This is a genomic window from Shewanella saliphila, assembly GCF_014648295.1.
Classification (GTDB): Bacteria; Pseudomonadota; Gammaproteobacteria; order Enterobacterales; family Shewanellaceae; genus Shewanella; species Shewanella saliphila.
Map to the genome: position 1 here is coordinate 67,865 of NZ_BMQV01000007.1, position 22,064 is coordinate 89,928.

Annotated in this window: 17 protein-coding genes; 9 read left to right on the forward strand and 8 right to left on the reverse strand. The window is 43.6% G+C overall.

Annotation, left to right across the window (positions count from 1 at the left end):
• Nucleotides 1-39: 39 nt before the first annotated feature.
• Complete coding sequence (gene lpoB, locus IEY48_RS05550; protein WP_188918121.1) at nt 40-633, forward strand: penicillin-binding protein activator LpoB; 594 nt, start codon at nt 40-42, stop codon at nt 631-633.
• A gap of 77 nt (nt 634-710) precedes the next feature.
• Nucleotides 711-3,374: an aminopeptidase N gene (pepN, locus tag IEY48_RS05555; RefSeq protein ID WP_188918123.1), complete on the forward strand. Its 2,664-nt coding sequence runs from the start codon at nt 711-713 to the stop codon at nt 3,372-3,374.
• A 66-nt stretch (nt 3,375-3,440) separates the two neighbouring features.
• On the opposite strand, the gene IEY48_RS05560 is transcribed toward pepN, so the two are convergent.
• The gene (locus tag IEY48_RS05560) at nt 3,441-4,229 is read right to left on the reverse strand and encodes a ribonuclease H family protein (protein WP_188918125.1); all 789 of its coding nucleotides are present in this window, start codon (nt 4,227-4,229) and stop codon (nt 3,441-3,443) included.
• Nucleotides 4,230-4,337: 108 nt separating this feature from the next.
• On the reverse strand, nt 4,338-5,141 hold the full coding sequence (locus IEY48_RS05565; protein ID WP_188918128.1) for a DUF4097 family beta strand repeat-containing protein: 804 nt from the start codon (nt 5,139-5,141) through the stop codon (nt 4,338-4,340).
• Nucleotides 5,142-5,415: 274 nt separating this feature from the next.
• On the opposite strand from IEY48_RS05565, the gene yjjX reads away from it, so the two are divergent.
• From yjjX to IEY48_RS05595, 6 genes are all read left to right on the forward strand, one after another.
• Nucleotides 5,416-5,988, forward strand: a complete 573-nt coding sequence (yjjX, locus tag IEY48_RS05570; RefSeq protein WP_188918130.1) for an inosine/xanthosine triphosphatase — start codon at nt 5,416-5,418, stop codon at nt 5,986-5,988.
• Nucleotides 5,972-6,484 (forward strand): GNAT family N-acetyltransferase, encoded by a 513-nt coding sequence (locus IEY48_RS05575; RefSeq protein WP_188918132.1) that lies wholly within the window; start codon nt 5,972-5,974, stop codon nt 6,482-6,484. Before yjjX ends, IEY48_RS05575 begins: the two co-directional genes overlap by 17 nt.
• A gap of 143 nt (nt 6,485-6,627) precedes the next feature.
• Nucleotides 6,628-7,668, forward strand: coding sequence for an NADP(H)-dependent aldo-keto reductase (locus tag IEY48_RS05580; protein ID WP_188918133.1), 1,041 nt, complete (start codon nt 6,628-6,630; stop codon nt 7,666-7,668).
• A gap of 99 nt (nt 7,669-7,767) precedes the next feature.
• Nucleotides 7,768-9,027 (forward strand): aminotransferase class V-fold PLP-dependent enzyme, encoded by a 1,260-nt coding sequence (locus IEY48_RS05585; RefSeq protein ID WP_188918136.1) that lies wholly within the window; start codon nt 7,768-7,770, stop codon nt 9,025-9,027.
• A 46-nt stretch (nt 9,028-9,073) separates the two neighbouring features.
• Nucleotides 9,074-9,526, forward strand: a complete 453-nt coding sequence (locus tag IEY48_RS05590) for a SufE family protein (RefSeq protein WP_188918212.1) — start codon at nt 9,074-9,076, stop codon at nt 9,524-9,526.
• Between the two features lie 39 nt (nt 9,527-9,565).
• Nucleotides 9,566-10,747 (forward strand): membrane dipeptidase, encoded by a 1,182-nt coding sequence (locus IEY48_RS05595; RefSeq protein WP_188918138.1) that lies wholly within the window; start codon nt 9,566-9,568, stop codon nt 10,745-10,747.
• Between the two features lie 68 nt (nt 10,748-10,815).
• Here IEY48_RS05595 and IEY48_RS05600 read toward each other — a convergent pair whose 3' ends face one another.
• On the reverse strand, nt 10,816-12,540 hold the full coding sequence (locus IEY48_RS05600; RefSeq protein WP_188918140.1) for an SLC13 family permease: 1,725 nt from the start codon (nt 12,538-12,540) through the stop codon (nt 10,816-10,818).
• A 193-nt stretch (nt 12,541-12,733) separates the two neighbouring features.
• Complete coding sequence (cobA, locus tag IEY48_RS05605) at nt 12,734-13,552, reverse strand: uroporphyrinogen-III C-methyltransferase (RefSeq protein ID WP_188918142.1); 819 nt, start codon at nt 13,550-13,552, stop codon at nt 12,734-12,736.
• 231 nt (nt 13,553-13,783) lie between these two features.
• Here cobA and IEY48_RS05610 point away from each other — a divergent pair, with 231 nt between their 5' ends.
• Complete coding sequence (locus tag IEY48_RS05610) at nt 13,784-14,674, forward strand: phospholipase A (protein WP_188918144.1); 891 nt, start codon at nt 13,784-13,786, stop codon at nt 14,672-14,674.
• 83 nt (nt 14,675-14,757) lie between these two features.
• Here IEY48_RS05610 and IEY48_RS05615 read toward each other — a convergent pair whose 3' ends face one another.
• The 4 genes from IEY48_RS05615 to IEY48_RS05630 all read right to left on the reverse strand — a co-directional run bounded on the left by IEY48_RS05615 (nt 14,758) and on the right by IEY48_RS05630 (nt 21,652).
• A complete protein-coding gene (locus IEY48_RS05615) occupies nt 14,758-16,482 on the reverse strand; it encodes a hypothetical protein (protein ID WP_188918146.1) in 1,725 nt (574 codons plus the stop codon).
• Nucleotides 16,483-17,315: 833 nt separating this feature from the next.
• Entirely contained in the window at nt 17,316-18,107 is a 792-nt protein-coding gene (locus IEY48_RS05620) for a phosphoadenylyl-sulfate reductase (protein WP_188918148.1), read from the reverse strand.
• The gene (gene cysI, locus IEY48_RS05625) at nt 18,100-19,791 is read right to left on the reverse strand and encodes an assimilatory sulfite reductase (NADPH) hemoprotein subunit (protein ID WP_188918150.1); all 1,692 of its coding nucleotides are present in this window, start codon (nt 19,789-19,791) and stop codon (nt 18,100-18,102) included. Before cysI ends, IEY48_RS05620 begins: the two co-directional genes overlap by 8 nt.
• A gap of 70 nt (nt 19,792-19,861) precedes the next feature.
• Nucleotides 19,862-21,652 carry an assimilatory sulfite reductase (NADPH) flavoprotein subunit gene (locus IEY48_RS05630; RefSeq protein ID WP_188918151.1) on the reverse strand — a complete coding sequence of 597 codons (1,791 nt, stop codon included), beginning with the start codon at nt 21,650-21,652 and terminating at the stop codon, nt 19,862-19,864.
• Nucleotides 21,653-22,064 lie beyond the last annotated feature (412 nt).

The following is a 22,064-nucleotide window of genomic DNA, read 5'->3' on the forward strand; positions in this document are numbered from 1 at the left end:
CCCCTTATCAACTGTCACTCATCACCAATGGAATTTATTATGAAAAATTTAAAACTGATATTTGTGTTAGCTGCAGTAATGGGGCTGAGCGCCTGTCAATCTAAAGTTGAGTACGGCGATGCCACCGAAGTCGAAACCGTTAACGAAAACTTTGGCTCAACTGATCTGCAAGATATTGCCGCCAAAATGGTCGACAGCATGATGACCTTCCCGCCAGTGGTGGTAATGACACAAACCAATCGTCCGATTATATTTGTTGATAAAATTAAAAATAAGACCTCAGAGCATATCGATACTGAGTCAGTTACCGACACGATCAGCAACAAGTTACTCCGTTCTGGTAAGTTCCGTTTTATCGACATGACCAAAGTGGATGCCGTACGTAAGCAGCTAGATTATCAAAACAATGCCGGCATGGTAGACCCAACAACCGCCATTAAGTTTGGTCGTCAAATTGGCGCGCAGTACATGTTATACGGCAACCTTTCGAGCATTGTTAAGCAAGATGGCAGCACCAAAGATGTGTACTACAAAATGACCATGCGTTTAATGGATCTTGAAACCGGTTTAATTGAATGGTCTGATGAAAAAGAAATTCGTAAGGTTAAATCTAAGTCATTCTTAGGCTTGTAATACGCAAGCATATAGTAATAAAGCCGACATTGATGTCGGCTTTTTCATACACCCAATAATAAGTTAGGAACACTAACGTGAAATTGTTATCCACTGAATTGTTTAGTCCACAGGTTATCAAAACCAGTTTTGTTGCATTATGTTGTGCCAGCGTCATAAGTTGCAGTAGCTCAGTATCGACCTCAACGTTACAACGTGATGGGTCGGCTTACATTAGCCAACAGCAAGCACAAGCACGCGCTAACGTAGTCTCAAATGTACAATACGATCTTACTTTCTTTTTAAGTGAAAATAGCCAATTCAGTGCCAAGTCGACCGTCAACTTTGACCTTAGCAGTGTGCCTAAATCACTGACACTTGACTTAAACAAAGCCAATATTAAACAATTTATCATTAACGGTACCAAGGTTTATCCTAACTACAACGACGCATATATCGTAATTAACCAAAGCCTATTAGCGAGTGGAAGCAACACCATTACAGTTGAGTTTACCCGCGAACACAGTACCAACGGTGAAGGCTTACATCGCTTTGTTGACCCAGTAGACAATAAAGTTTACTTGTACTCGCATTTTGAGCCTGCTGCCGCGCAGCAAATGTTCGCCGTGTTTGATCAACCCGACTTAAAAGCCACCTACCAGATTAATGTTCACGCCCCAAAAGACTGGCAAGTGATCAGCGCGATGCGTGAAACTAACGTGGTAGACCAAGGCGAAACCAACTTATGGACCTTCCCTACTACGCCTAAATTAAGCCCTTATAACTTCTCGATGCATGCTGGCCCCTATAAAGTCTGGGAAGACAATTCAGGCCGCTATCCGATGCGCTTATTCTCGCGCCAATCGGTTGCCGAGCAAGTGACACCACAAGATTGGTTTACCTACACCAAACAAGGTTTAGACTTTTTTGACCGCTACTTTGGGATTGATTACCCATTTAAAAAGTATGACCAGGTGTTAGTGCCAGACTTTTTATACGGCGCCATGGAAAATGCGGGCGCGATTACCTTTTCAGAAGATCGCTTCTTATTTAATGCCCAAATGACCGCCGAACAAAAACAGCGTTTGGCCGGGGTTATCATGCATGAAATGGCTCACCAATGGTTTGGTGATTTAGTCACCATGAAATGGTGGAACGGCTTATGGTTAAACGAAAGTTTTGCCTCATTTATGGGGACATTGGCCACCAGCGAAGCCACCGAGTTTAGCCATGCCTGGCGCACCTTTTACGCCTCTGGTAAACAAGCGGCTTATCATCAAGACAGTTTAGTCACCACTCACCCTATTGAAGTGCCGGTAGCCACCAGCCAAAATGCATTTGATAATATTGACGCCATCACCTATCAAAAAGGGGCATCGACCATTAAACAACTGCGCCATCTGTTAGGTGAAGAAACTTTTCGTCGTGGTGTTAGCCAATATTTAACACAATACAGCTATCAAAATGCCGAGCTCGATGATTTTATTGATAGTTTAGCCAAAGCCAGTGGCCGTGATTTGTCACAATGGACTCAAGAATGGTTATATGCCGCTGGCGTCAATACCATTAAGGCACAATACACTTGCCAGGGTAACCAAATCGACTCTTTTGCATTAGTGCAAACCGCTGAAGATAGCCAACACCCAACACTGCGTGAACAGCGTGTGCAAATAGGCTTATTCGACCATCACCGACACGGGCTCGATAAGCTGCAAGCAATTGCTGTGACCTACAAAGGCGCTTATACCGAAGTGAACCAACTGGTTGGCGAGATCTGTCCTGATTTAGTGTATCCAAACTATGATGATTGGGGATTTGTGAAAGTTGAATTAGACCAAAAGTCATTCGATACTGCCAAACAGCAACTCAGCCACGTGAGCGACCCATTATTGCGATCAATGTTGTGGCAAAGTATGTGGGACAGTGTGGTTGATGGTAACGCGTCGTTAGAACAGTTCTTAAATATTGCCTTAATCAATGCGCCGCTGGAAAAAGACTACACCATTTTAGGCCAAGTACTTAATAACTTGCAGCGAGCCAAAAACTACCTCGACTTAATGGCGCCAACTCATGCCAGTTATAACAGCAAAATATCAAAAGCATTAAGCCAAATGAGCCTACGCATGAGCATGGAAAGCTACCGTAACCGAGATTTCCAACGTCGTTGGTTCGATGCCTACATTAGCTTATCAAGCCATGGTGATGCGCTTGAACATATTCAGTCGTTACTGCAAAGTAAAAGCCATATTAAAGGGTTAACCATAGATCAAGACCTGCGCTGGAACATGATCCGTCAACTAAACCGTTATGACTACGGCGATGCTCATGCATTATTGGCTAAAGAAAAGCATCTTGATCAATCTGACTCTGGTGAAAAAGCCGCTATCGCAGCTGAAGTTATCCGTCCAGAATCAGCACTTAAACGCCAATGGCTAAATACCATTGAACATAACGACAGCATAGCATTTTCAAAAATTCGTGTGGCGATGAACAACCTCTACCCTGCAGAACAAAAATTACTTAGCGCAGCAACCGCCGAGCAACGCTTTGAAAATTTGCAACTCATGGACGATAAAGGGCCGGTGTTTATGCGCAGCTTTGCTTCGCAATTAATCCCTACCGATTGTAGTTCAAGCAATATTGATGCGATTAGTCAGGTGTTAAATAGCGAAACAGGTTTATCAAAACTGGCCAGACGCGCCCTGCTTGAAACTCGCCAACAAGAACAACGTTGTGTCAGCATTAAGCAAAAGCTGAATTAATATCAATCGTGTTGTGAAATGCAAAAGCCGGAGTAATCCGGCTTTTTTATCGGTGAAGATCAGTCATTAGCCTGTGCGTAATGCTAATATTTTACCGATGTCCAATGGTGGCTTAAATTGACTAAAAGCGCTGTGCTGTTGATCAATGGCATAGATTGACATTCTGTCGGCGAGCTCATTACCTTCGATGCCTATATGAGCAGCAACATGCTGAATGGTGAGTTTATCTTTAATCGCATCATAAAGTTCATGCGCTTGTTTAATAATGTCTAGGTTAGCGATTTCCCCCCCTTTACGGGTCCAGCCTTTTGACTTCCAACCGTAAGCCCACTCGCTAATACACTTAATTGAATATTGCGAGTCACTCATAATCTGCACGCTATGCCCGGCATCTAATGCCGTTTTAGCCATCAATAAGGCTTGATGTAACGCATTAAGCTCAGCGGTATTGTTGGTGCCATTAGGGTTAAATAAGCCATACCATAACTCGGCAAGTTGAGCTTGACGATATACCGCAATACCTGAACCCGCTTTACCCGGATTAGGCTCACAACCGCCATCGGTGTAAATCACTACATCAAACTGCGACAGTACCGCATTATTAGACGCCTCGGTTGCAGTACTGCTGCTCGCTTTCGTCTTAGTGCTTGTCGTTTTTGTGCCCGATGCTTTAGCGGAAGCCTTGCCAATACTGCTGTGCGGCGACTTGGCAAAAGCCGCTTTTGCTTCAGCTTCAGTGGCAAATGATTTGTATTTAGCTTGCGGAAACTTATCAACGGATCGTTTAGTCACATCCCAGCTGGTAAAGATACCCGTTTCGCGCCCTGCCCAAACTACATAATACTTTTTTGCCATTGTGGTTTATCCTTGCTAAATCAATGTCGCATCATGCCACGATTAATTTAGGCTTTAAAACAAAACCTGCAAGATAGGCAGGTTTTGTTGTCGATAAGGGATAAAAGATTAATTAACGATTACAGGGCCATCTATATCCTGATGATTCACGCCACCCGAGCCTGCGCTGACAATCTCAAGTCCTTTAGTATTGCTGACATTAATGCCACCAGAACCATCACTAATGGTGACTTTACCGTTAACCTGGTCGATATTAATCGAGCCCGAACCATCGCTCACCTCAATATCACCGGTCACTTGTGAAATGTTGATAGAGCCTGAGCCATCTTGCAAAGTCACATCACCATTGACATCTTTCATGTTAATCGAACCTGATCCATCAGCTAACTTCACCGCGCCAACATGGTCCATCACAATGCTACCAGAGCCATCTTTGAGTGTAATGGCGGCCGCTACATCAGATATCTTAATCGAACCAGAACCGTCGGTAATATCTAGCGCTAGAGCCGCTGGTACAGTAATTAACACATCGATAAAAGGCGATTGCTCCATAAAACCATCAGACTCAATATCGGCCACAAACTTGGCATTGTCGCCTTGTTTGTTTAAGGTTAATTCAATCTCAACATCGTCACTGTCTTTATCGGTATAAATATCGGCCGTGACTTCAATATTTGTTTGCCCCTCAACCCCTTTAACGGTTAATTTACCCGCGCCAGTATTGGCGACTAATTGGTTTAGTGATTGACTGTCTAAGGTCATTTTTTGTTGAGTATGTGTTAGCTCCGCATTCACGTCGGCAGAATCTGTTAACGAGAATATCGATTCCGCTTCAGTATATGACGCGCCAAAAATTGTCGCACCTAATACTAAACCTACAGTTAGGCTAATGGTCGCAATACGAATAGACATAGGTTAAATTCCTTTTAAAAGAGGTTCGAAATAGAATAGGCTGATACGTAAGCTTAGTCGCAAACTGACTAATACATATCTTCACCTGATAGCTATCACTAAGCAGATTTCATACCAAAATCGTAAGGTGTTGTTTTATAGTTATTTATAATGATTATGTAAAAATATTATGTGAGCTAAAAAATTAAAACATCACCTAAAACAGCACAAAGTGGTGAATATCACTACCCAATAAATTCAATATTGAATAACAAATAACGAACAACGACAACTTATGACAACAACTCAACACGATAACCTTCACTGCATCGATATTATTGTCGGCTCTAACAATCCGGTAAAAATTAATGCTGCTAAAAACGCCATTGCGCAGTATTACCCTAACAGCACTGTGCGCTGCCAAGGTATGCATGCCCCCTCGCAAGTGGCAGAACAACCGATGACCGAAGCCGAAACTAAACTAGGCGCCATTAATCGTGCTCGCTATTGTCAACAGCAGGCACAAGTTGCAGACTTTTATGTGGCAATGGAAGGCGGCGTTGACCATTTTGACAATGGCCCTGCCACGTTTGCTTATATGGCGATTATCAGTAATGGCACTTTATCGGTCGGCCGTAGCGCCAACTTACCCTTACCGCCGAGCGTATATAATGCTCTAGCCGCTGGCGAAGAACTCGGCCATGTGATGGACCGAATGTTTAGCACCCAAAATATTAAACAAAAAGGCGGCGCGATAGGCCTACTGACTCAAGGTTTAGCCACTCGAGAAAGCATTTATACTCAGGCGCTGTTACTGGCCATGACTCCCTTTATTAATGCGGAATTATTTAATGACTCAACACTCTAGTACTTTAAGCCACAGCGTCGATGCCATAATCCGTCCACTCACAGCACAAGATGATGCCGCGATAGCTGCTGTTATCCGTGAAGTGTCGGCAGAATACGGCTTAACCCCAGACAAAGGCTTTAGCGTGGCTGATAAAACCCTCGACTGCTTAAGTGAGGTGTATCAAGCACAAGGCTCACAATATTGGGTGATTGAATACCAAGGTAAGGTCGTTGGCGGCGCCGGCGTTGCAGCGCTTGCGGAGAATATCGGCGTGTGCGAACTGCAAAAAATGTATTTTAGCCGCGCTATCCGCGGCCAAGGCATGGCCAAAAAGCTTACCCAGCAATGCATTGAGTTTGCTAAAAACCAGCAATATCAATCGATGTATTTAGAAACCACAGCAGTGTTAGTTGAAGCCTTAGCGCTCTATGAAAAACTGGGCTTTAACCACTGTCAGCATTTAGGTGAAACCGGTCACGATGCCTGCGAAATCGCCATGATAATGGACTTATAGCTTAAAAAGCATTCCATTAATCTCCTGCACGCGTTGCTTTAGAGTATTTTTTAAGCAGTCCTCTCCTAACAGTTTGATAGCGCTTTGCAAGGATGCAAAAGCTTGGTAGCCTCAAATTAAGTACATTCCATAGGAGGAAGATAATGGAATATCAACGTATTGGACATTCAACCCTTGAGGTCAGTAAAATTTGCCTCGGGACAATGACTTGGGGCGAACAAAATACCCAAGAGCAAGCTTTCGCACAACTTGACTATGCCATTGGCCAGGGCGTTAACTTTATTGATACCGCCGAAATGTATCCTGTGCCACCTCAAGCCAGCACCCAGGGTGAAACAGAACGTATTTTAGGTCGTTACCTGAAAGCCCAGGGGAATCGTGATGAACTGATCATTGCCAGTAAAATTGCCGCCCCAGGTATTAAAGGTGACTATATTCGTGACAATATGGCCCTAGACTGGCGTAATGTACATCAAGCCGTGGATGACTCGCTAAGCCGTTTGCAAATCGACACTATCGATTTATACCAGGTGCATTGGCCAGACCGAAATACCAATTTCTTTGGCGAGATGATGTATGAGCACGATGAAGACGAACATTACACGCCTATTTTAGACACCCTTGAAGCCCTCGCTGAAGTGATAAAACAAGGTAAAGTCCGCTATATCGGTATTTCGAACGAAACCCCTTGGGGCTTTATGAAATACCTCAAGCTGGCTGAAAAACACGATTTACCCCGAATTGTGAGTGTGCAAAATCCTTATAATTTGCTCAATCGCAGTTACGAAATTGCCATGTCTGAAATCAGTCACCGTGAAGACGTGCCACTGCTGGCTTATTCGCCATTGGCATTTGGTATGTTGACGGGTAAATATGAAAATGATCAATGGCCGGAAGGCGCGCGCTTAACGGTATACAAACGCTTTGCTCGATACAACAGCACACCGGTAGCATTACAGGCGACTCAGGCCTATATCGACCTGGCACGCGAGTTTAACTTAACCCCTACAGAAATGGCCTTAGCATTTGTTAATAGCCGCAAATTTGTGGCAGCCAACATTATTGGCGCAACAGGTCTGCACCAGCTCAAGCAAAATATCGACAGCCATAAAGTGACTTTATCGACTGAGTTGATGGTTAGGATTAATGAACTATCAACACTGTATCGTTTTCCTTGTCCGTAAACTCGCTGCATTAAGCTAATTGCCGACAAAACCTTGCATTAGGCATCAAGATCACTGAAGATCTTGATGCCTTTTATTTTGATAAAGAACCCCATATTCATGAAGTCGATATCCCCATTGCCGTCTCAAGCGCCATTTGATCACCCAGCCATTCGCGATCAATTTCCGGCATTAAAGCAGACCCTAGGCGATCATCCTTTATGTTATTTAGACACCGCTGCAACCAGCCAAAAACCTCAGGCTGTGATTGATGCAATGAATGAGTATTATCAGCTCAACAATGCCAATGTTCATCGCGCCGCGCACCAGTTATCGGCTCGGGCCACCAGCCAGTATGAAGCGGTTAGGCAGCAGGTTGGCCACTTTATTAATGCCGCAAAGCCGCAAGAAATTATCTTTACTCACGGCACGACAGAATCAATCAATATGGTGGCATACGGCTTAACTGCGCAGCTACAAGCTAATGATATTATTTTAATTGATACTGCAGCCCATCATGCCAATATCGTACCCTGGCAAGAACTTGCTAAACGCACCGGCGCCATCATTAAACCTATCCCGTTAACAGCCAATGCGCAGCTTGATCTCTCTGCATATGAGCAATTACTGCAAAGCAAACCAAAGCTGGTTGCCTTATGTCACGTGTCTAATGCGTTAGGCACCGTAAACCCCATTAACGACTTAATAGCCAAGGCAAAAAATGCCGGGGCATTAACCTTAGTCGATGGCGCCCAAGCTATTGCCCACCTTGATATCGATGTACAACACATTGATTGCGACTTTTATGTGTTTTCAGGCCACAAAATGTATGGCCCTACTGGTATAGGTATTTTATACGGCCGCTTTGAACAACTAGATGCATTAACCCCCATGCTCACTGGCGGCGAGATGATCAAAACCGTTAGCTTTGATCGTACTGAATATGGTGAGTTGCCAAACAGGCTCGAGGCTGGCACACCCGCCATTGCCGAAGTGATCGGATTGGGCGCTGCAATCACATTTTTACAGGGCCTACCGCGCCAAGATATCGCAGCCCACGAGCAACAGTTAATGGGTTATTTACAACAGCAACTGCTTAGTTTGGGTGACATAACTCTGTACGGCATTGCAGATAATCCACTGCAGAATAATATTGGCTCTGTGGCGTTTAACGTAGCGAATGAGCATCACCAAGATGTTGGCATATTACTAGACCAACAAGCGGTTGCCGTTCGCTGCGGCCATCACTGCGCCATGCCATTAATGAGCGAACTTAATTTAGCTGGTTGCTGTAGAGCCTCAATTGGCATCTATACTAATAAGCAAGATATTGATCAATTTATTCATGCGCTAAATACGGTAAAAGAGTTATTGTTATAACTTACCCCTCTATGCGCTTTATGAGACAGCATTGTTAATGACCCAAATGAGCCCAAGTAAAATACCAGAAAGTCAATTATTTACAGCGTTACCTGCAGAGTTAACCTCAGCAGTAACACAAATAGAGCAAGCTAAAAACTGGCAAGACAAATATCGTCACATCATGCTACTCGGTAAACAATTACCCACATTAGCCGATGAGTTCAAGCAAGCTGATGCTCAAGTGAAAGGTTGTGAAAGCCAGGCCTGGTTATATCATCATCAACACAACGGCCAACACTTTTACCTCGCTGACAGCGATGCGCGGATAGTCAAAGGATTAATCGCCATTTTACTCGTGGCAACCCAGGGCAAAACCACTGAACAAATCAGCCAATTTGAGGTGACGCAGTACTTCGATACATTAGGCCTCAGTGGTCAGTTAAGTCCGTCACGAACCAATGGCCTCAGTGCATTAGCCGAAGCAATAAAACGTTACGCCAAAGAGAGTGTCACCTAAAAAAGTGCCGCTAATATCGGCCTCAACTAAGGAATAATAATGACCTTAAAAGTCTGCAACCCAACACGCCGCCACATCATAAAAGGCCTTGGAGCAGCCACATTATTAAGCCCACTCTATTCAATGCCCACCTGGGCTGCCAAATCCCCACGCTTGTATGTCGACGGTTTATCGTTTTTACCCAATGACATTAATGATGTTAAAGCATCGAAACTTGATGCCTTTATCGCTGACATTTCTGCCATAGAAACTATCGAGCAAAGCGATGGCACTAAAAATTATAAACGCACCTATCAAGCCTGTATTAACAGCATAAAACAAGCAGCCAAAACCGTTAACGAAAATCCAGAGATATACTTGCAAGGCCTCACGAGCGCCGATATTGACAAGGCTCGCGCGCAACAACGCACTGCCGTGTACTTTCAAATCCAAGGGGCAGACTGTGTCGAAGCCGATGGCATTTCAGCTAATGGTAATCCTCCACTTTGGCCACAACTAGAGTCACTGCAACAGCAGGGCTTACGTGTATTACAACTTACTCATCACTACGGCAATCGTTTCGCAGGTGGCGCATTAGACAATAATGGCAAACAGGGCCTTAATAAGCCTCTTACGACCGCAGGTCATGCGCTAATTACCGAGCTTAACAAAAGAAACATGCTTATCGATGTTAGCCATTCAAGTGAACAAACCGCACTTGATACCGCCAAGGCGAGTCAATCGCCCATCGTGCTCAGTCATGGCGCAGCCAGGCACTTTGTCAATCATGCGCGCTGCTCATCTGATGAAGTCATCCGATCGGTAGCCGACACGGGTGGGGTGTTTGGAGTGTTTATGATGAGTTTTTGGCTAACAAACAACCCCACTCCAACCATAGAAGACTACATCGACCAGCTTGAATATGTCGCCAAGATCGGTGGTGTTGATTGTGTGGCGATAGCCAACGATTTTCCGCTGCGGGGCCAAGAAAACTTATTAACGTTAAATAACAATAACAGCGAAGGGGTAAAAGAGTATCTCGACTGGTGGCACAGCTTACAGAGTAAAAACGTACTCGGTTTTGACGTAGAACCTAAGCATGTGGTGATCCCCGAGTTTAATCATATCGATCGCATGAGCCGCATTGATGACGCGCTGAAAAAAGCCCGTTTTAAATCATCTGATCGCGATCGTTTTATGGGCGGTAACTGGCAACGAGTGTTAAAAAAGGTGTTAATTTAACCTCTGGTAAAAGTAAAAAAGGGCTGAATATTACTATTCTGCCCTTTTTTAATTATAAATAAACGAACCTAAAACGGGAAAAAATACGGTACTGCCATTAACACTATGGCCGAATACAAAATCGATAACGGTAAACCCAAACGCACAAAATCACTCAGCCTATAGTTACCCGCGTTGTACACCATCAGGTTAGTTTGATAACCGTAAGGAGAAATAAAACTCGCGCTAGCGCCAAACACTACCGCCATAATAAATGGGCGAGGATCAACACCAAAGCTTATGGCTATCGCATAAGCGACCGGGAATGCTAACGCCGCAGCAGCATTGTTGGTGATCAGTTCAGTGACAATCAAAGTGATAAAATACACCCCAACAAAAGCAGCAAACACACCATAACCACTAAACACACTGAGCAAGCCCTGAGCCATTTGATCTGCGAGACCTGTGGTGACCATTAGGTTGGCTAAACCCAAAGCACTGCCGACAATAACCACCAACTCGAGCGGAAAACGTCGTTTAAGTTCTGTTAGGGTAACCGCGCCAATCGCCACATAACTGAGTAGCAATAACACTAACCCTTTGGCTAAAGGGAGTACTTCAAAAATGCTCGCTAAGATGGTTAAGGCAAAACCGGCTAACACCCAGTTGCCACGCTTTTCATCTAATCGGACACTGAGATCTAAACCACTAATGGCCGCAAAATCTGTGGTTAAATTGGGGCATTTTGAAAAACGATCACCTGGGGTTAATAGCAATACATCTCCAGGTTGTAATACGATGTCGCCCAGACCACCCTTTAACGGCATATTGCCACGACGAATCGCCATGACCGCAGCGTCAAACTCTTCACGAAATCGAGAGTCTTTTAAGCTCGTACCCACTAAACTTGATGATGGTGCTAACACCGCTTCCACCAAATTTTGGCCTTTAGCATGTTGCTTACCAAACCATTCTAAGCCATCAAATTGATGCAATAATTCAACCGACTCCACCGCGCCACTAAATCGCAATACATCATCTGCTTGCAACACCATTTGTGGTGGCACAGGACAAATGCGAATACCACTGCGCTCTAACTCAACTAGGTAAAGTTTTTTAAGTGCACGTAAGCAGTTATCGGTAACACTTTTACCCACCAGGGTGGAGGTTTTAGCTACGTGAGCTTCAAGTAAATAAGGTAAAGCCTCATGCTCTGACTCTTCACGTCTGTCGGGTAAAAAGTTAGCGAGAATGGTCAGTAAAGTTAATCCACCCACCACCAACAGTGCACCCACTTGTGAAAACTCGAAAAAACCTAGCGGTTCTAAACCTGCGTTTTCAACAAAAGAGTTAACAATTAAATTAGTTGAGGTACCAATTAAGGTTAATGTACCGCCAAGAATGGCTGCATAATTGAGCGGAAGTAATAGTTTGGTAGGGGCATGTGTCGGATTGCGACGAACGACACTAATCATTGAAGCGACTACTGCGGTGTTGTTGGTAAATGAAGATAGTAATGCTGTTGATAACCCTAATTTGACCAAAGTCGAAAATAAAGAACTTCGGCCAATAACATGGCTTAATCTACCTAACAAAGAAGTCTTTTCTAAAGCAGTGGCAGCAAGTACTAACAACACTAATGTTATTAAACCAATATTTGTAAAACTACTTAAAATAACGCTTAAATCTGCAAGTCCAAATAAATAACACGCTAGTGATGCAAAAAAAAATAACGCGGCAGGAACACTTAAACCTGCGATTAATCCAGTAACTAACCCTAATAATATAATCGACAACAACCAAATTTCGCTCATGTCTTATACCTAAGCAAACTGATATCAAATGTATAAAATACATCATGTTTTCACGCATCAAGTAATACATGTATGTCGATCAGCCAGTATCAGAAGTCTCGCTATTTATTGATATAAAAAGCATTAAAACGGCCTGCTTCTATTGTTCTCCATTACCTATTATGCTGCATGCACAGCGGGTTAAATTGTGTGACTACAGCGCGTGGGCAGTAGTATCTAAATCGATTGCTGCTGTTTCTGTGTTAGGTTCAAACCAGTTTAAGCTGTCTGCAAGCTCAACCACTTCGCCGATAATCATTAATGCTGGCATTTGTAATGCGGGATCTGCCGCTAACTGTGCTAGCTCACCTAATTGGCCAATAAAACGCTGTTGCGATGATGTGGTGGCTTTTGACACGATTGCCACGGGGGTGTCAGCGCTTCTACCTGCACCAATGAGCCCTTCGCTAATAATGTTGGCATTTAAAATACCCATATAAACCACTAGCGTATTGTTAGGGTTGGCATAACCTTGCCAATCCATAGGGCGGCTGGCTAACTGGCAATGTCCGGTAATAAAAGTTACCCCTTGGGCATAATCGCGATGTGTTAACGGGATACCGGCGTAAGCAGAGGTACCGCTGGCTGCGGTAATGCCCGGTACCACTTCAAATGCAATCCCAGCGGTGGCTAAGGTTTGTAGCTCTTCGCCGCCACGGCCAAAAATAAACGGGTCGCCACCTTTTAAACGCACCACATTTTTGCGGGTAAACGCTTTAGTGACGAGCAGCTGATTAATTTCGTCTTGAGCGGCACTGTGCTTACCCGCGCGTTTGCCTACGGCAATTTTTTCAGCGCTGTTAGGAATAAGGTCTAGAATATCCTGGCTCACTAATGCGTCATATAGCACTGCATCAGCATTTTTAAGAATGCGATAGGCTTTTAGGGTTAATAGCTCAACGTCACCAGGACCTGCGCCAACTAACCATACTTTGCCTTTGGCTTTTTGCCCTGGCATCGATACTAATTCCATCACACTCACCTCAAGATAATTTACTATGCTCGAATATAGCGTTTTACATATTCCATATACAATAGTAAAAAGTTAGTTTTTATAACCAAAAAGTATATGCAGTATTTTAATCTCGTTATCACTCAACCCCGTATCAATAGATTAACCTGAACTTAATTCGACAAAAGCAACACAATTGATAACAATGTGTATCAAATAATTACAATTACAACTTTGCTAATGGATAATGCAATGATAAAAAACACATACTACCTAGCGATACCACTGTTGTTACTCGGCAGTATCAGTTCAAGCTTTGCTGAAGATTCATTAGTAGAAGAACGTGTTAAAGATGAATTAGCAACCTCAGAAAAACCTTTTGTGCTCACCCCACATAAAGCGAACTATTTACTCCCAGTAACCTACCAAACTAGCACCAACCCGTCATCGTTCGAAGCGAAATATCCCGACGATGACATTAATATTGATAAGCTCGAGGCTAAGTTTCAAATTAGTTTTAAGTTTCCGGTGTGGTACAACGTGTTTGGCGATAACGGCCATTTATTTTTTGCATATACCAACCAATCGTACTGGCAAGTCTACAACCAAGACGCTTCGTCGCCGTTTCGTGAAACCAACCACGAACCTGAAGTCTTTATGCTATTTAACAACAACTGGAAAATTGGCGGTTTTACTAACTCATTTTTAGGCTTTGGTCTTGTACATCAATCTAATGGGCAATCCACAGATTTATCCCGTAGTTGGAACCGCATTTATGGTAGTGCTGTATTCGATAAAGGCCCTTTTGCATTAGGATTAAAAGCGTGGTGGCGCATTCCTGAAGATGAAAAAGAAACCCCCACCGCTGCTGATGGCGACGATAACCCAGATATTGACGAGTACATGGGTAACTTTGAGTTAACCGGTGTATATGGTCTTGATGAACATCGCTTTACGGTGCTATGGCGTAATAACTTACAGTCACCTAATCGCGGCGCGGTTGAATTCACTTGGAGCTATCCAGTTATTGGTAACTTGCGGATCTACACCCAATATTTTAATGGTTACGGTGAAAGCCTTATTGATTACAACCACCACAATCAACGTTTTGGCATTGGTATTGCGTTGAACGATATTTTGTAACTCATGTGTGTTAATCCAGGATAAAACAAAAAAGGTGACCTAATTAGTCACCTTTTTTATTTGCTATTAAGACTAGATGAGCACTACTCAGCACTGGCTTTACTGTTCACTTTAGAGCCAATCACAATACCTTTATCGGTAAAGTCGACAGACATTTTTAATCGCATATTGTAGTCTTTTAATGCTTCGAGCTCTTCTGGCATTGGCTCGCCGCTCATTTCAATCACATCCACTAATGGCGTAAACATTTTTTGATAATCAACAGCAAAATCAAAAAAGCCATTGGCTGATAATGTTTGTTTAAATAAGCCATCAGCAAGTTCTGTACCTCTGTCGCCAGTATAAACCACTAGATGATTTCCTTTGACAGCCATTTTAGCACTCACACCAAATTCAGGTGGCAGCATCAATAAAGGCGTAATATCAACTGGGTCACCATTATCTTTCAAATCAATGTTAGCTAAAGGCGGGAAGAATGGCTTCACCATATCAATTAACATAATTGGGTTTTCAGCCGACACCGTCACTAACGCATCTAATTTTTCAAAGCTCGGCTCACCATTAACCTCGGTTAATTTATAATCGGCTAAGGTCACGCTCATGCCTTTAACGCCATTGGCCATGCCTGTCATCATCCCAAGCATTGCAGGGTTTAATTCATCTAGCTCGCCTTGCAATTCGGCTAACGCTTCACATTGGTAACTTGGCGTTTGCAGATCTTTCCACACTTCAGTTAACGCTGGAGCAAGTTGGTTTACATCCATCCCCAGGGCCATCGATAGAATATTATCGTGGTCACTGTTGTCAAACGCAGGAATAAAGCCACGCATTTTAGCCAGGGCAGACAAAATAACTTGGTTTTTGCTTTCTACAACCACGGCTGCATCGATATCGCTTTCTTCACGACTAATCGAATAGCTATTTAGGCCCATCACGGTACGAGGCCAATTAGCCGCCATTGCCGCAAACTCGGTTTGGCAAGTCGGTATTTTCAGCTCAGCAAAAGGATCTTCACCTTGAGTTTCGACCATTTTGTTAATTTGTTTTGCGAGCATATTGCCATCAGTTGTGGTTAACCCTTTCACCAATTCAACATGGTTAACAAAGCTGATGCTGTCTTGCATAAACCCATGACTTTTAGCAATGTCTTGCAGCATTGTTGTGCCGCTTAATGGCTGCTCAACAGGTTTTTCGCCAAGCGCCATTTCAAGTAGTTCAACTTGGTTAAATGAGGTATTTAACGTCACAGTTAACCAGCCTTGCTTTTCAGCAAACACTAAATTGATTTGTTCTTGCTCATTGGCGTCTGTTAATGCATAAGCACGGTATTGTGTCTCGCCAACGCTACCTATTGTATGTGCTAAACCACTGTCTTGTTCAGCACGGTCCAGTTCAGCCCAAAATGCATCTGGGTGACTTAACTGTATTTTCATCACTGGCAGCGCGCCCAGAGTATAGAAATAACTCTTAACCGAGTCAGGTAACCCGTAGGTGGCTAACAACACATCAGGGGTTGGTAATACGTTCATGTACTGCTTATATAAGGAGACAAAAAATCTCTCTTGTTCTGATGAGCTGGCATCAAGTTGCAGGATTTCATCCATGGCATAATTTTGGTAATTACCCGCAATACTGTACAAATAATCTTTTAATGGAAATGGTGCTAGCTGGCCTGAAAACACCACGGTGTCTGCAGGAATGTAATCTAGCATAGGGTCATTTTTAACAACCGATGAGCCCTGTTGTGACAGGAAATATCCACCTGCACCGACAGCCAATACTACAGCCGCAATTGCCATTTTGTTCATCTATAAACTCCAATTTATATTTGTTGTTAACTCTTCCATGAAGTGAGTTAGCGTTAAAATTATGTTGTACATCTAAAACTAATTATCGATCACACCGATAAACTACGGATTAATCTAGCATTAAATGAAGCATTACGCATCTGTAGTGGCGATTCAACATAGGCAGTCAGCGGATAACAAACTCATGATAAAAAAATAAAGAACAGACAGAAAGGATGGAAAAAGGAGGAAAATAACACCCGATAACCCATATACATCAGGGTTACCGGGTTTACATAGTTGATTGCTTATACGCTAACAAGTCAATCAAAGTGCTCGAGGATGCGAGCGAAGCTTTTGAAGGTACGTGGGTTGCAAAAACAACCCCAAAACGTCAACAAAAACCCTCTACGGGAACGTCTAAATTTAGACTAATATCGGCAGGCTTGCATGAAAATTTAAATAAAATTTAATCGTTTTCTTCATACAGCCAATCATAACACTATGATTTATTGGCATGATAAAGCGATTAAGCGTTGATGACACATGAATAATTCAACCTTTTGGAGGAGTGCCTGCAACTAAAACGTTGATGGTATAGCGAATCGACACATCAATAGTATTTCTATTGTTGGTTTTTTATGTAGACAATAATCCAGTTTGCAGGGCAAAGGACCGTGTGAAAAAATTATTATACACAGTTAAGGATAGTTAACATTCACCTGTTTTATTACCTGACGAATGTTAACTAAATACAGACAAGGTCTAGACACCCCAAACCCAGAATCAGATATAAAACGCTTAATATCAGAACACAAGGGCTGTTTGAAAGCCTTTTACTATCCGAATTACGGCTAAATATCGAAGTGCAAACCACATTCGCGTTTTAAACCATTAAAACGGGTTTCTTCTTCTGTCATACCTAACTCTAGCGGCTTGCTAGAATGAGTATCACCCACTGACACATATCCCAGCTCCCAAAGAGGGTGGTATGGCAGATTATGCTCAGTTAAATACATGTGTACGTCTTTATTGCTCCACTCAATGATGGGCAGCAACTTAAACCTTTTGCCACTAATGGCTAAAATCGGCAATGCCTCACGCGTACTCGATTGGCTGCGACGTAAACCCGCAAACCAGGTATTCACATTCAGCTCGGCTAATGCACGCTGCATAGGCTCAACTTTATTGATGCGGTTATACTTTTCTAGGCCATCAATCCCCTGCTCCCAAAGCTTACCAAAACGCGCTTCTTGCCACGCTTGAGTTTGCTCAGCCTGGTACACTTTAAGGTTGAGGTTTAAGCGCTCGGTTAACTGGTCAATAAACTGGTATGTCTCAGGAAACAAATAGCCAGTATCGGTTAAAATCACCGGGATATCACTTTGCGCTTGAGTGACCATATGCAACATTACCGCGCCTTGAATACCAAAGCTTGACGATAACGCATGCTCGCCCGGTAAATACGCTAAACCCCAAGCAACGCGCTCTTGAGCCGTTAACCCTGCTAAAAACTGGTTAATGCTTTCCAGCGCGGCCACTTGCTCAGCTTTAGGCGCTGATAACAACGCCTGCAGTTGAGCGGGAGTGACACTATGATCGACGCCTGCATCTTTCGATGCAGTCGTTACCACTTCATTAGGCATGAAAATCCTTAGCGGCGTCATTAACCGCCTTCACAACGCCAATGCGCACTGTGAAGTTACCAAAGGTTTCGCCAGCATCACGCTCTGTGGCGTAGCGGCCAAACAAGTCATCCAATTCAGCTAAAATTTCAGCCTCTTGAATGTTTTCTTTATGCATTTTGTTTAAACGCGTGCCTTCAAAGCTGGCGCCTAAATACAAGTTATAGCGACCAGGCGCTTTACCCACTAAGCCAATTTCAGCAGCAAATGGACGGGCACAGCCGTTTGGACAACCTGTCATGCGCACCACAATTGATTGCTCGCTAATGCCGTGCTTAGCCTGCAGCGCATCAATGTGATCGATAAACTCTGGGAAGTAACGTTCAGCTTCAGCCATGGCTAATGGACAAGTGGGTAATGCCACACAAGCAATTGAATGCCCGCGAGTGCCACTTAACACCTGGCCTAATAGGCCGTGCTTACGTGCTAAACCTTCGATTTCAGCTTTATCTTCTGCTGCAACACCGGCAATAATCATGTTCTGATTAGATGTCATGCGGAAATCGCCTTTGTGAATTTTGGCTATTTCACGTAAACCGGTTTGCAAGGTTTGACCTGGCATATCTTTAATACGACCACTTTCAATAAATAACGTTAAGTGGAATTTATTGTCGATACCTTCAACCCAGCCATAACGATCGCCGCGATCGCCAATGATCACATCACGCTTTGGCTCAAATTTAACCCCGGCACGTTTTTCTACTTCGGCTTTAAACGCATCATAGCCATGGTCAACAATGGTGTACTTTAAACGCGCACGTTTACGCACAACACGGTTACCCCAGTCGCGCTGAACGGTCATGACCGCTTCAGCAAACTTAGTGACATCGTCGGTTTTAATAAAACCAAAGTCATCCGCTAAACGTGGGAAGGTTTCAACTTCACCGTGGGTAGAGCCCATACCGCCGCCAGCAACTAAGTTAAAGCCGACTAATTCACCGTCTTCAGCAACTGCAATAAAGCCAAGGTCATTAGTGTAAACATCTACATCATTATCTGGTGGAACCGCAACTGCCATTTTGAATTTACGTGGCAAATAGGTTTTGCCATAAACTGGCTCTACCGTTTCAGTGCCTAATAGCTTTTCTTCATCTAACCAAATCTCGGCATAGGCACGAGTGTGCGGTAATAAATGATCAGATAAATGCTTAGCAACGGCATAGGCTTGCTCATGTAGTTTTGACTCAACCGGGTTTGGGTTACACATTACGTTACGGTTAACATCACCACAGGCGGCAATAGAGTCTAGCGCAGCGCGATCTAATCCCTGAATTAGCGTCTTAAGATTACGCTTTGGAATACCGTGGTACTGAAACGTTTGACGCGTGGTTAAACGAATACTGTTAGAGGTGGTTAATGTTGATGAAATTTTATCAACTTCCAACCATTGCTCAGGAGTACAAATACCACCAGGTACACGAGCACGTAGCATAAAGCTATGTAATGGCTCTAGCTTTTGCTCTTTACGTTCATTACGTAAATCACGGTCGTCTTGCTGATAAAATCCGTGGAATTTAATTAGCTGCTGATCGCCATCGCTAAATGATCCCGTCACTTGGGTATCTAACCCTTCTTGGATGTCGCCACGTAAATAATCGCTGTCGATTTTTAAGTATTCGTTTACTGCTAACTTTTGCTCACTCATGGCCTGGCCTCTCTTAATTCTGTTCAATTCATTAGTGCGATTGGGTATTGAAAACTGACCTAGACCGAGTTTAATACACGTCTTTTTGGTAACGTTTTTCGCTACGCAGTGTTTCAAAGTATGCTTCGGCGTCATCAGCGCTTAAGCCACCTTGTTCAACCGCAATATTCACTAATGCTTGATGTACGTCTTTGGCCATGCGCTCTGCATCACCACAAATATACACATGGGCGCCGTCTTGCAGCCACTGCCACAATGTTTGGGCTTGCTCGGTTATGCGGTGCTGCACATACACTTTATGAGCCTGGTCACGCGAGAAAGCCACATCTAAACGCGATAAATCACCGTTTTTAAGATACTGCTGCCACTCAACTTGGTATAAAAAGTCTTGCTCAAAGTGTGGGTTGCCAAAGAATAACCAGCTGTTGCCCGACACACCGTCTGCGGCGCGTTGTTGCATAAAGGCGCGGAATGGCGCAACACCAGTACCAGGGCCAACCATAATCACTGGAGTCTCTGGGTTTTCTGGTAAACGGAAGTGGTTGTTAGGCTCAACATAAACGTTAACCTGTTGGCCTTCTTCTGCTGAGGCTAAAAAGTGCGATGCGCCGCCAAAACGAGCATGGCCTTGACGTTCATCTTCAACCAGTGCCACGGTTAAATGCACTTCTGATTCAACTTCTGCCTGACTTGAGGCAATGGAATACAGGCGTGGCGTTAATGGACGCAACATATCAACCAGTTGCGTCGCGCTGACTTTGGCAGGGTAAGCTGCAATTAAGTCGGCTAACTGATGCTTAAGAATAAACTGTCTGGTTTGCTCTTTGTCTTCACAAATTGAAGCAAGTTCTGCATTACCACTCAATTCAGCCCAAGACTTAACAAGGCCTGGGTATAACTGAGTGAGTTCTTTCTTGTCGGTTAATGCCGCTTTTAATGAATACGATTCTTTAGATACAGTAACGTTTTCGTCAGCGTCTAAACCAAGGCCGTTGATCACTTCATCGACTAAGGCTTCGTTGTTACTAAACCACACGCCTAACGCGTCACCTACTTGATAGGTTAGCCCTGACTCGCCTAAATCAATTTCAACATGGCGTACGTCACGGTCTGAATCACGGCCAGTAATTTTTTGGCTTACAAGCACTTCAGCGCTATATGGGTTTTGCTTGGTGTATTGGCTTTCACCGACTACAGCCGTTGCACCGATAGCGGTTACGCTAGCCCCTGAGGTTTGAATATGTGGCTTAGCCGCTTCGACGACACTGTCTTGCCATTGCGCTGCGGCATCTTCGTAATCAACGTCACATTCAACGATAGGCAGTAATGCTTTAGCACCAAGTGCGCTCAGACGCGCATCAAAGTCTTTACCGGTTTGGCAGAAAAACTCGTAGCTTGAATCGCCTAATGCTAAAACCGAGTAATGTAGGTTATCTAATTTAGGCGCACGCTTTGAGGCTAAAAACTTATGCAGTTCAATGGCATCGTCTGGCGCTTCACCTTCACCGTGAGTACTCACAACCAGCAGTAACAGCGTTTCTTGCTTTAATTGGCGAACCTTGTATTCCCCCATGGAACTCAGGTTAACAGCATAACCTTGAGCCTGAGCTTTAGCGGCTAATGCCTGAGCGACTCCACGGCCATTGCCGGTTTGGCTGCCATATAAAATGGTCACTGTTTGTGCGGCAGAAGTCTCTGCTGCTGGTACGCCTGCAGTTGGGCTTTGATTCGCCGTTGCTGCTAAATAACCACTAACCCATGCAAGTTGCACAGACGATAATTCTGATGTGAATTGTTTTAGCTTATCGACTTGTCCTTGAGACAATGGCGACGCTAACGCTGAAAGTTCTTTTAACAACATAAGACGGCCTTATAACAGTGTAATGTGATTAGCTTACTACTAGGTTTGAAAACCAAAAAAGAATAAAAGATAATTTTTTATACCATTTAGGAATATGCAAAGACGTTTTTTTAGGCTACAAAAGTGTGGCGGAGTTAAAAGTTTTTAAATTACCTCGATTTAAATCGAGGTAATTTACTCAAAGGCACTTGTACCGAACACACCTCATGTCGCAAGCTAGGGGGTCCAATTAACTAATGAAAAACTATCATGTTGATTGTTCTCTGAGTAAAACGGGATGCGGTTATAATATCGTTATGTCATCGCAATGCCATTGATTAAATAGTTTATCCAACTTCAATGGCCATATGCTGCACTTTTTCTACCCGCTAAGTGCCCATGTGGAAAAGTAATACTCAAACAGAATAGTCTA

Coding starts and splice junctions, on each gene's coding strand:
- IEY48_RS05595 (WP_188918138.1), top strand. CDS start 9,566: ATGACCTTAAAAGTCTGCAACCCAACACGCCGCCACATCATAAAAGGC.
- IEY48_RS05610 (WP_188918144.1), top strand. CDS start 13,784: ATGATAAAAAACACATACTACCTAGCGATACCACTGTTGTTACTCGGC.
- IEY48_RS05630 (WP_188918151.1), bottom strand. CDS start 21,652: ATGTTGTTAAAAGAACTTTCAGCGTTAGCGTCGCCATTGTCTCAAGGA.
- yjjX (WP_188918130.1), top strand. CDS start 5,416: ATGACAACAACTCAACACGATAACCTTCACTGCATCGATATTATTGTC.
- cobA (WP_188918142.1), bottom strand. CDS start 13,552: ATGGAATTAGTATCGATGCCAGGGCAAAAAGCCAAAGGCAAAGTATGG.
- IEY48_RS05575 (WP_188918132.1), top strand. CDS start 5,972: ATGACTCAACACTCTAGTACTTTAAGCCACAGCGTCGATGCCATAATC.
- IEY48_RS05580 (WP_188918133.1), top strand. CDS start 6,628: ATGGAATATCAACGTATTGGACATTCAACCCTTGAGGTCAGTAAAATT.
- IEY48_RS05565 (WP_188918128.1), bottom strand. CDS start 5,141: ATGTCTATTCGTATTGCGACCATTAGCCTAACTGTAGGTTTAGTATTA.
- IEY48_RS05560 (WP_188918125.1), bottom strand. CDS start 4,229: ATGGCAAAAAAGTATTATGTAGTTTGGGCAGGGCGCGAAACGGGTATC.
- IEY48_RS05620 (WP_188918148.1), bottom strand. CDS start 18,107: ATGCCTAATGAAGTGGTAACGACTGCATCGAAAGATGCAGGCGTCGAT.
- IEY48_RS05615 (WP_188918146.1), bottom strand. CDS start 16,482: ATGAACAAAATGGCAATTGCGGCTGTAGTATTGGCTGTCGGTGCAGGT.
- lpoB (WP_188918121.1), top strand. CDS start 40: ATGAAAAATTTAAAACTGATATTTGTGTTAGCTGCAGTAATGGGGCTG.
- IEY48_RS05590 (WP_188918212.1), top strand. CDS start 9,074: ATGAGCCCAAGTAAAATACCAGAAAGTCAATTATTTACAGCGTTACCT.
- IEY48_RS05585 (WP_188918136.1), top strand. CDS start 7,768: ATGAAGTCGATATCCCCATTGCCGTCTCAAGCGCCATTTGATCACCCA.
- cysI (WP_188918150.1), bottom strand. CDS start 19,791: ATGAGTGAGCAAAAGTTAGCAGTAAACGAATACTTAAAAATCGACAGC.
- IEY48_RS05600 (WP_188918140.1), bottom strand. CDS start 12,540: ATGAGCGAAATTTGGTTGTTGTCGATTATATTATTAGGGTTAGTTACT.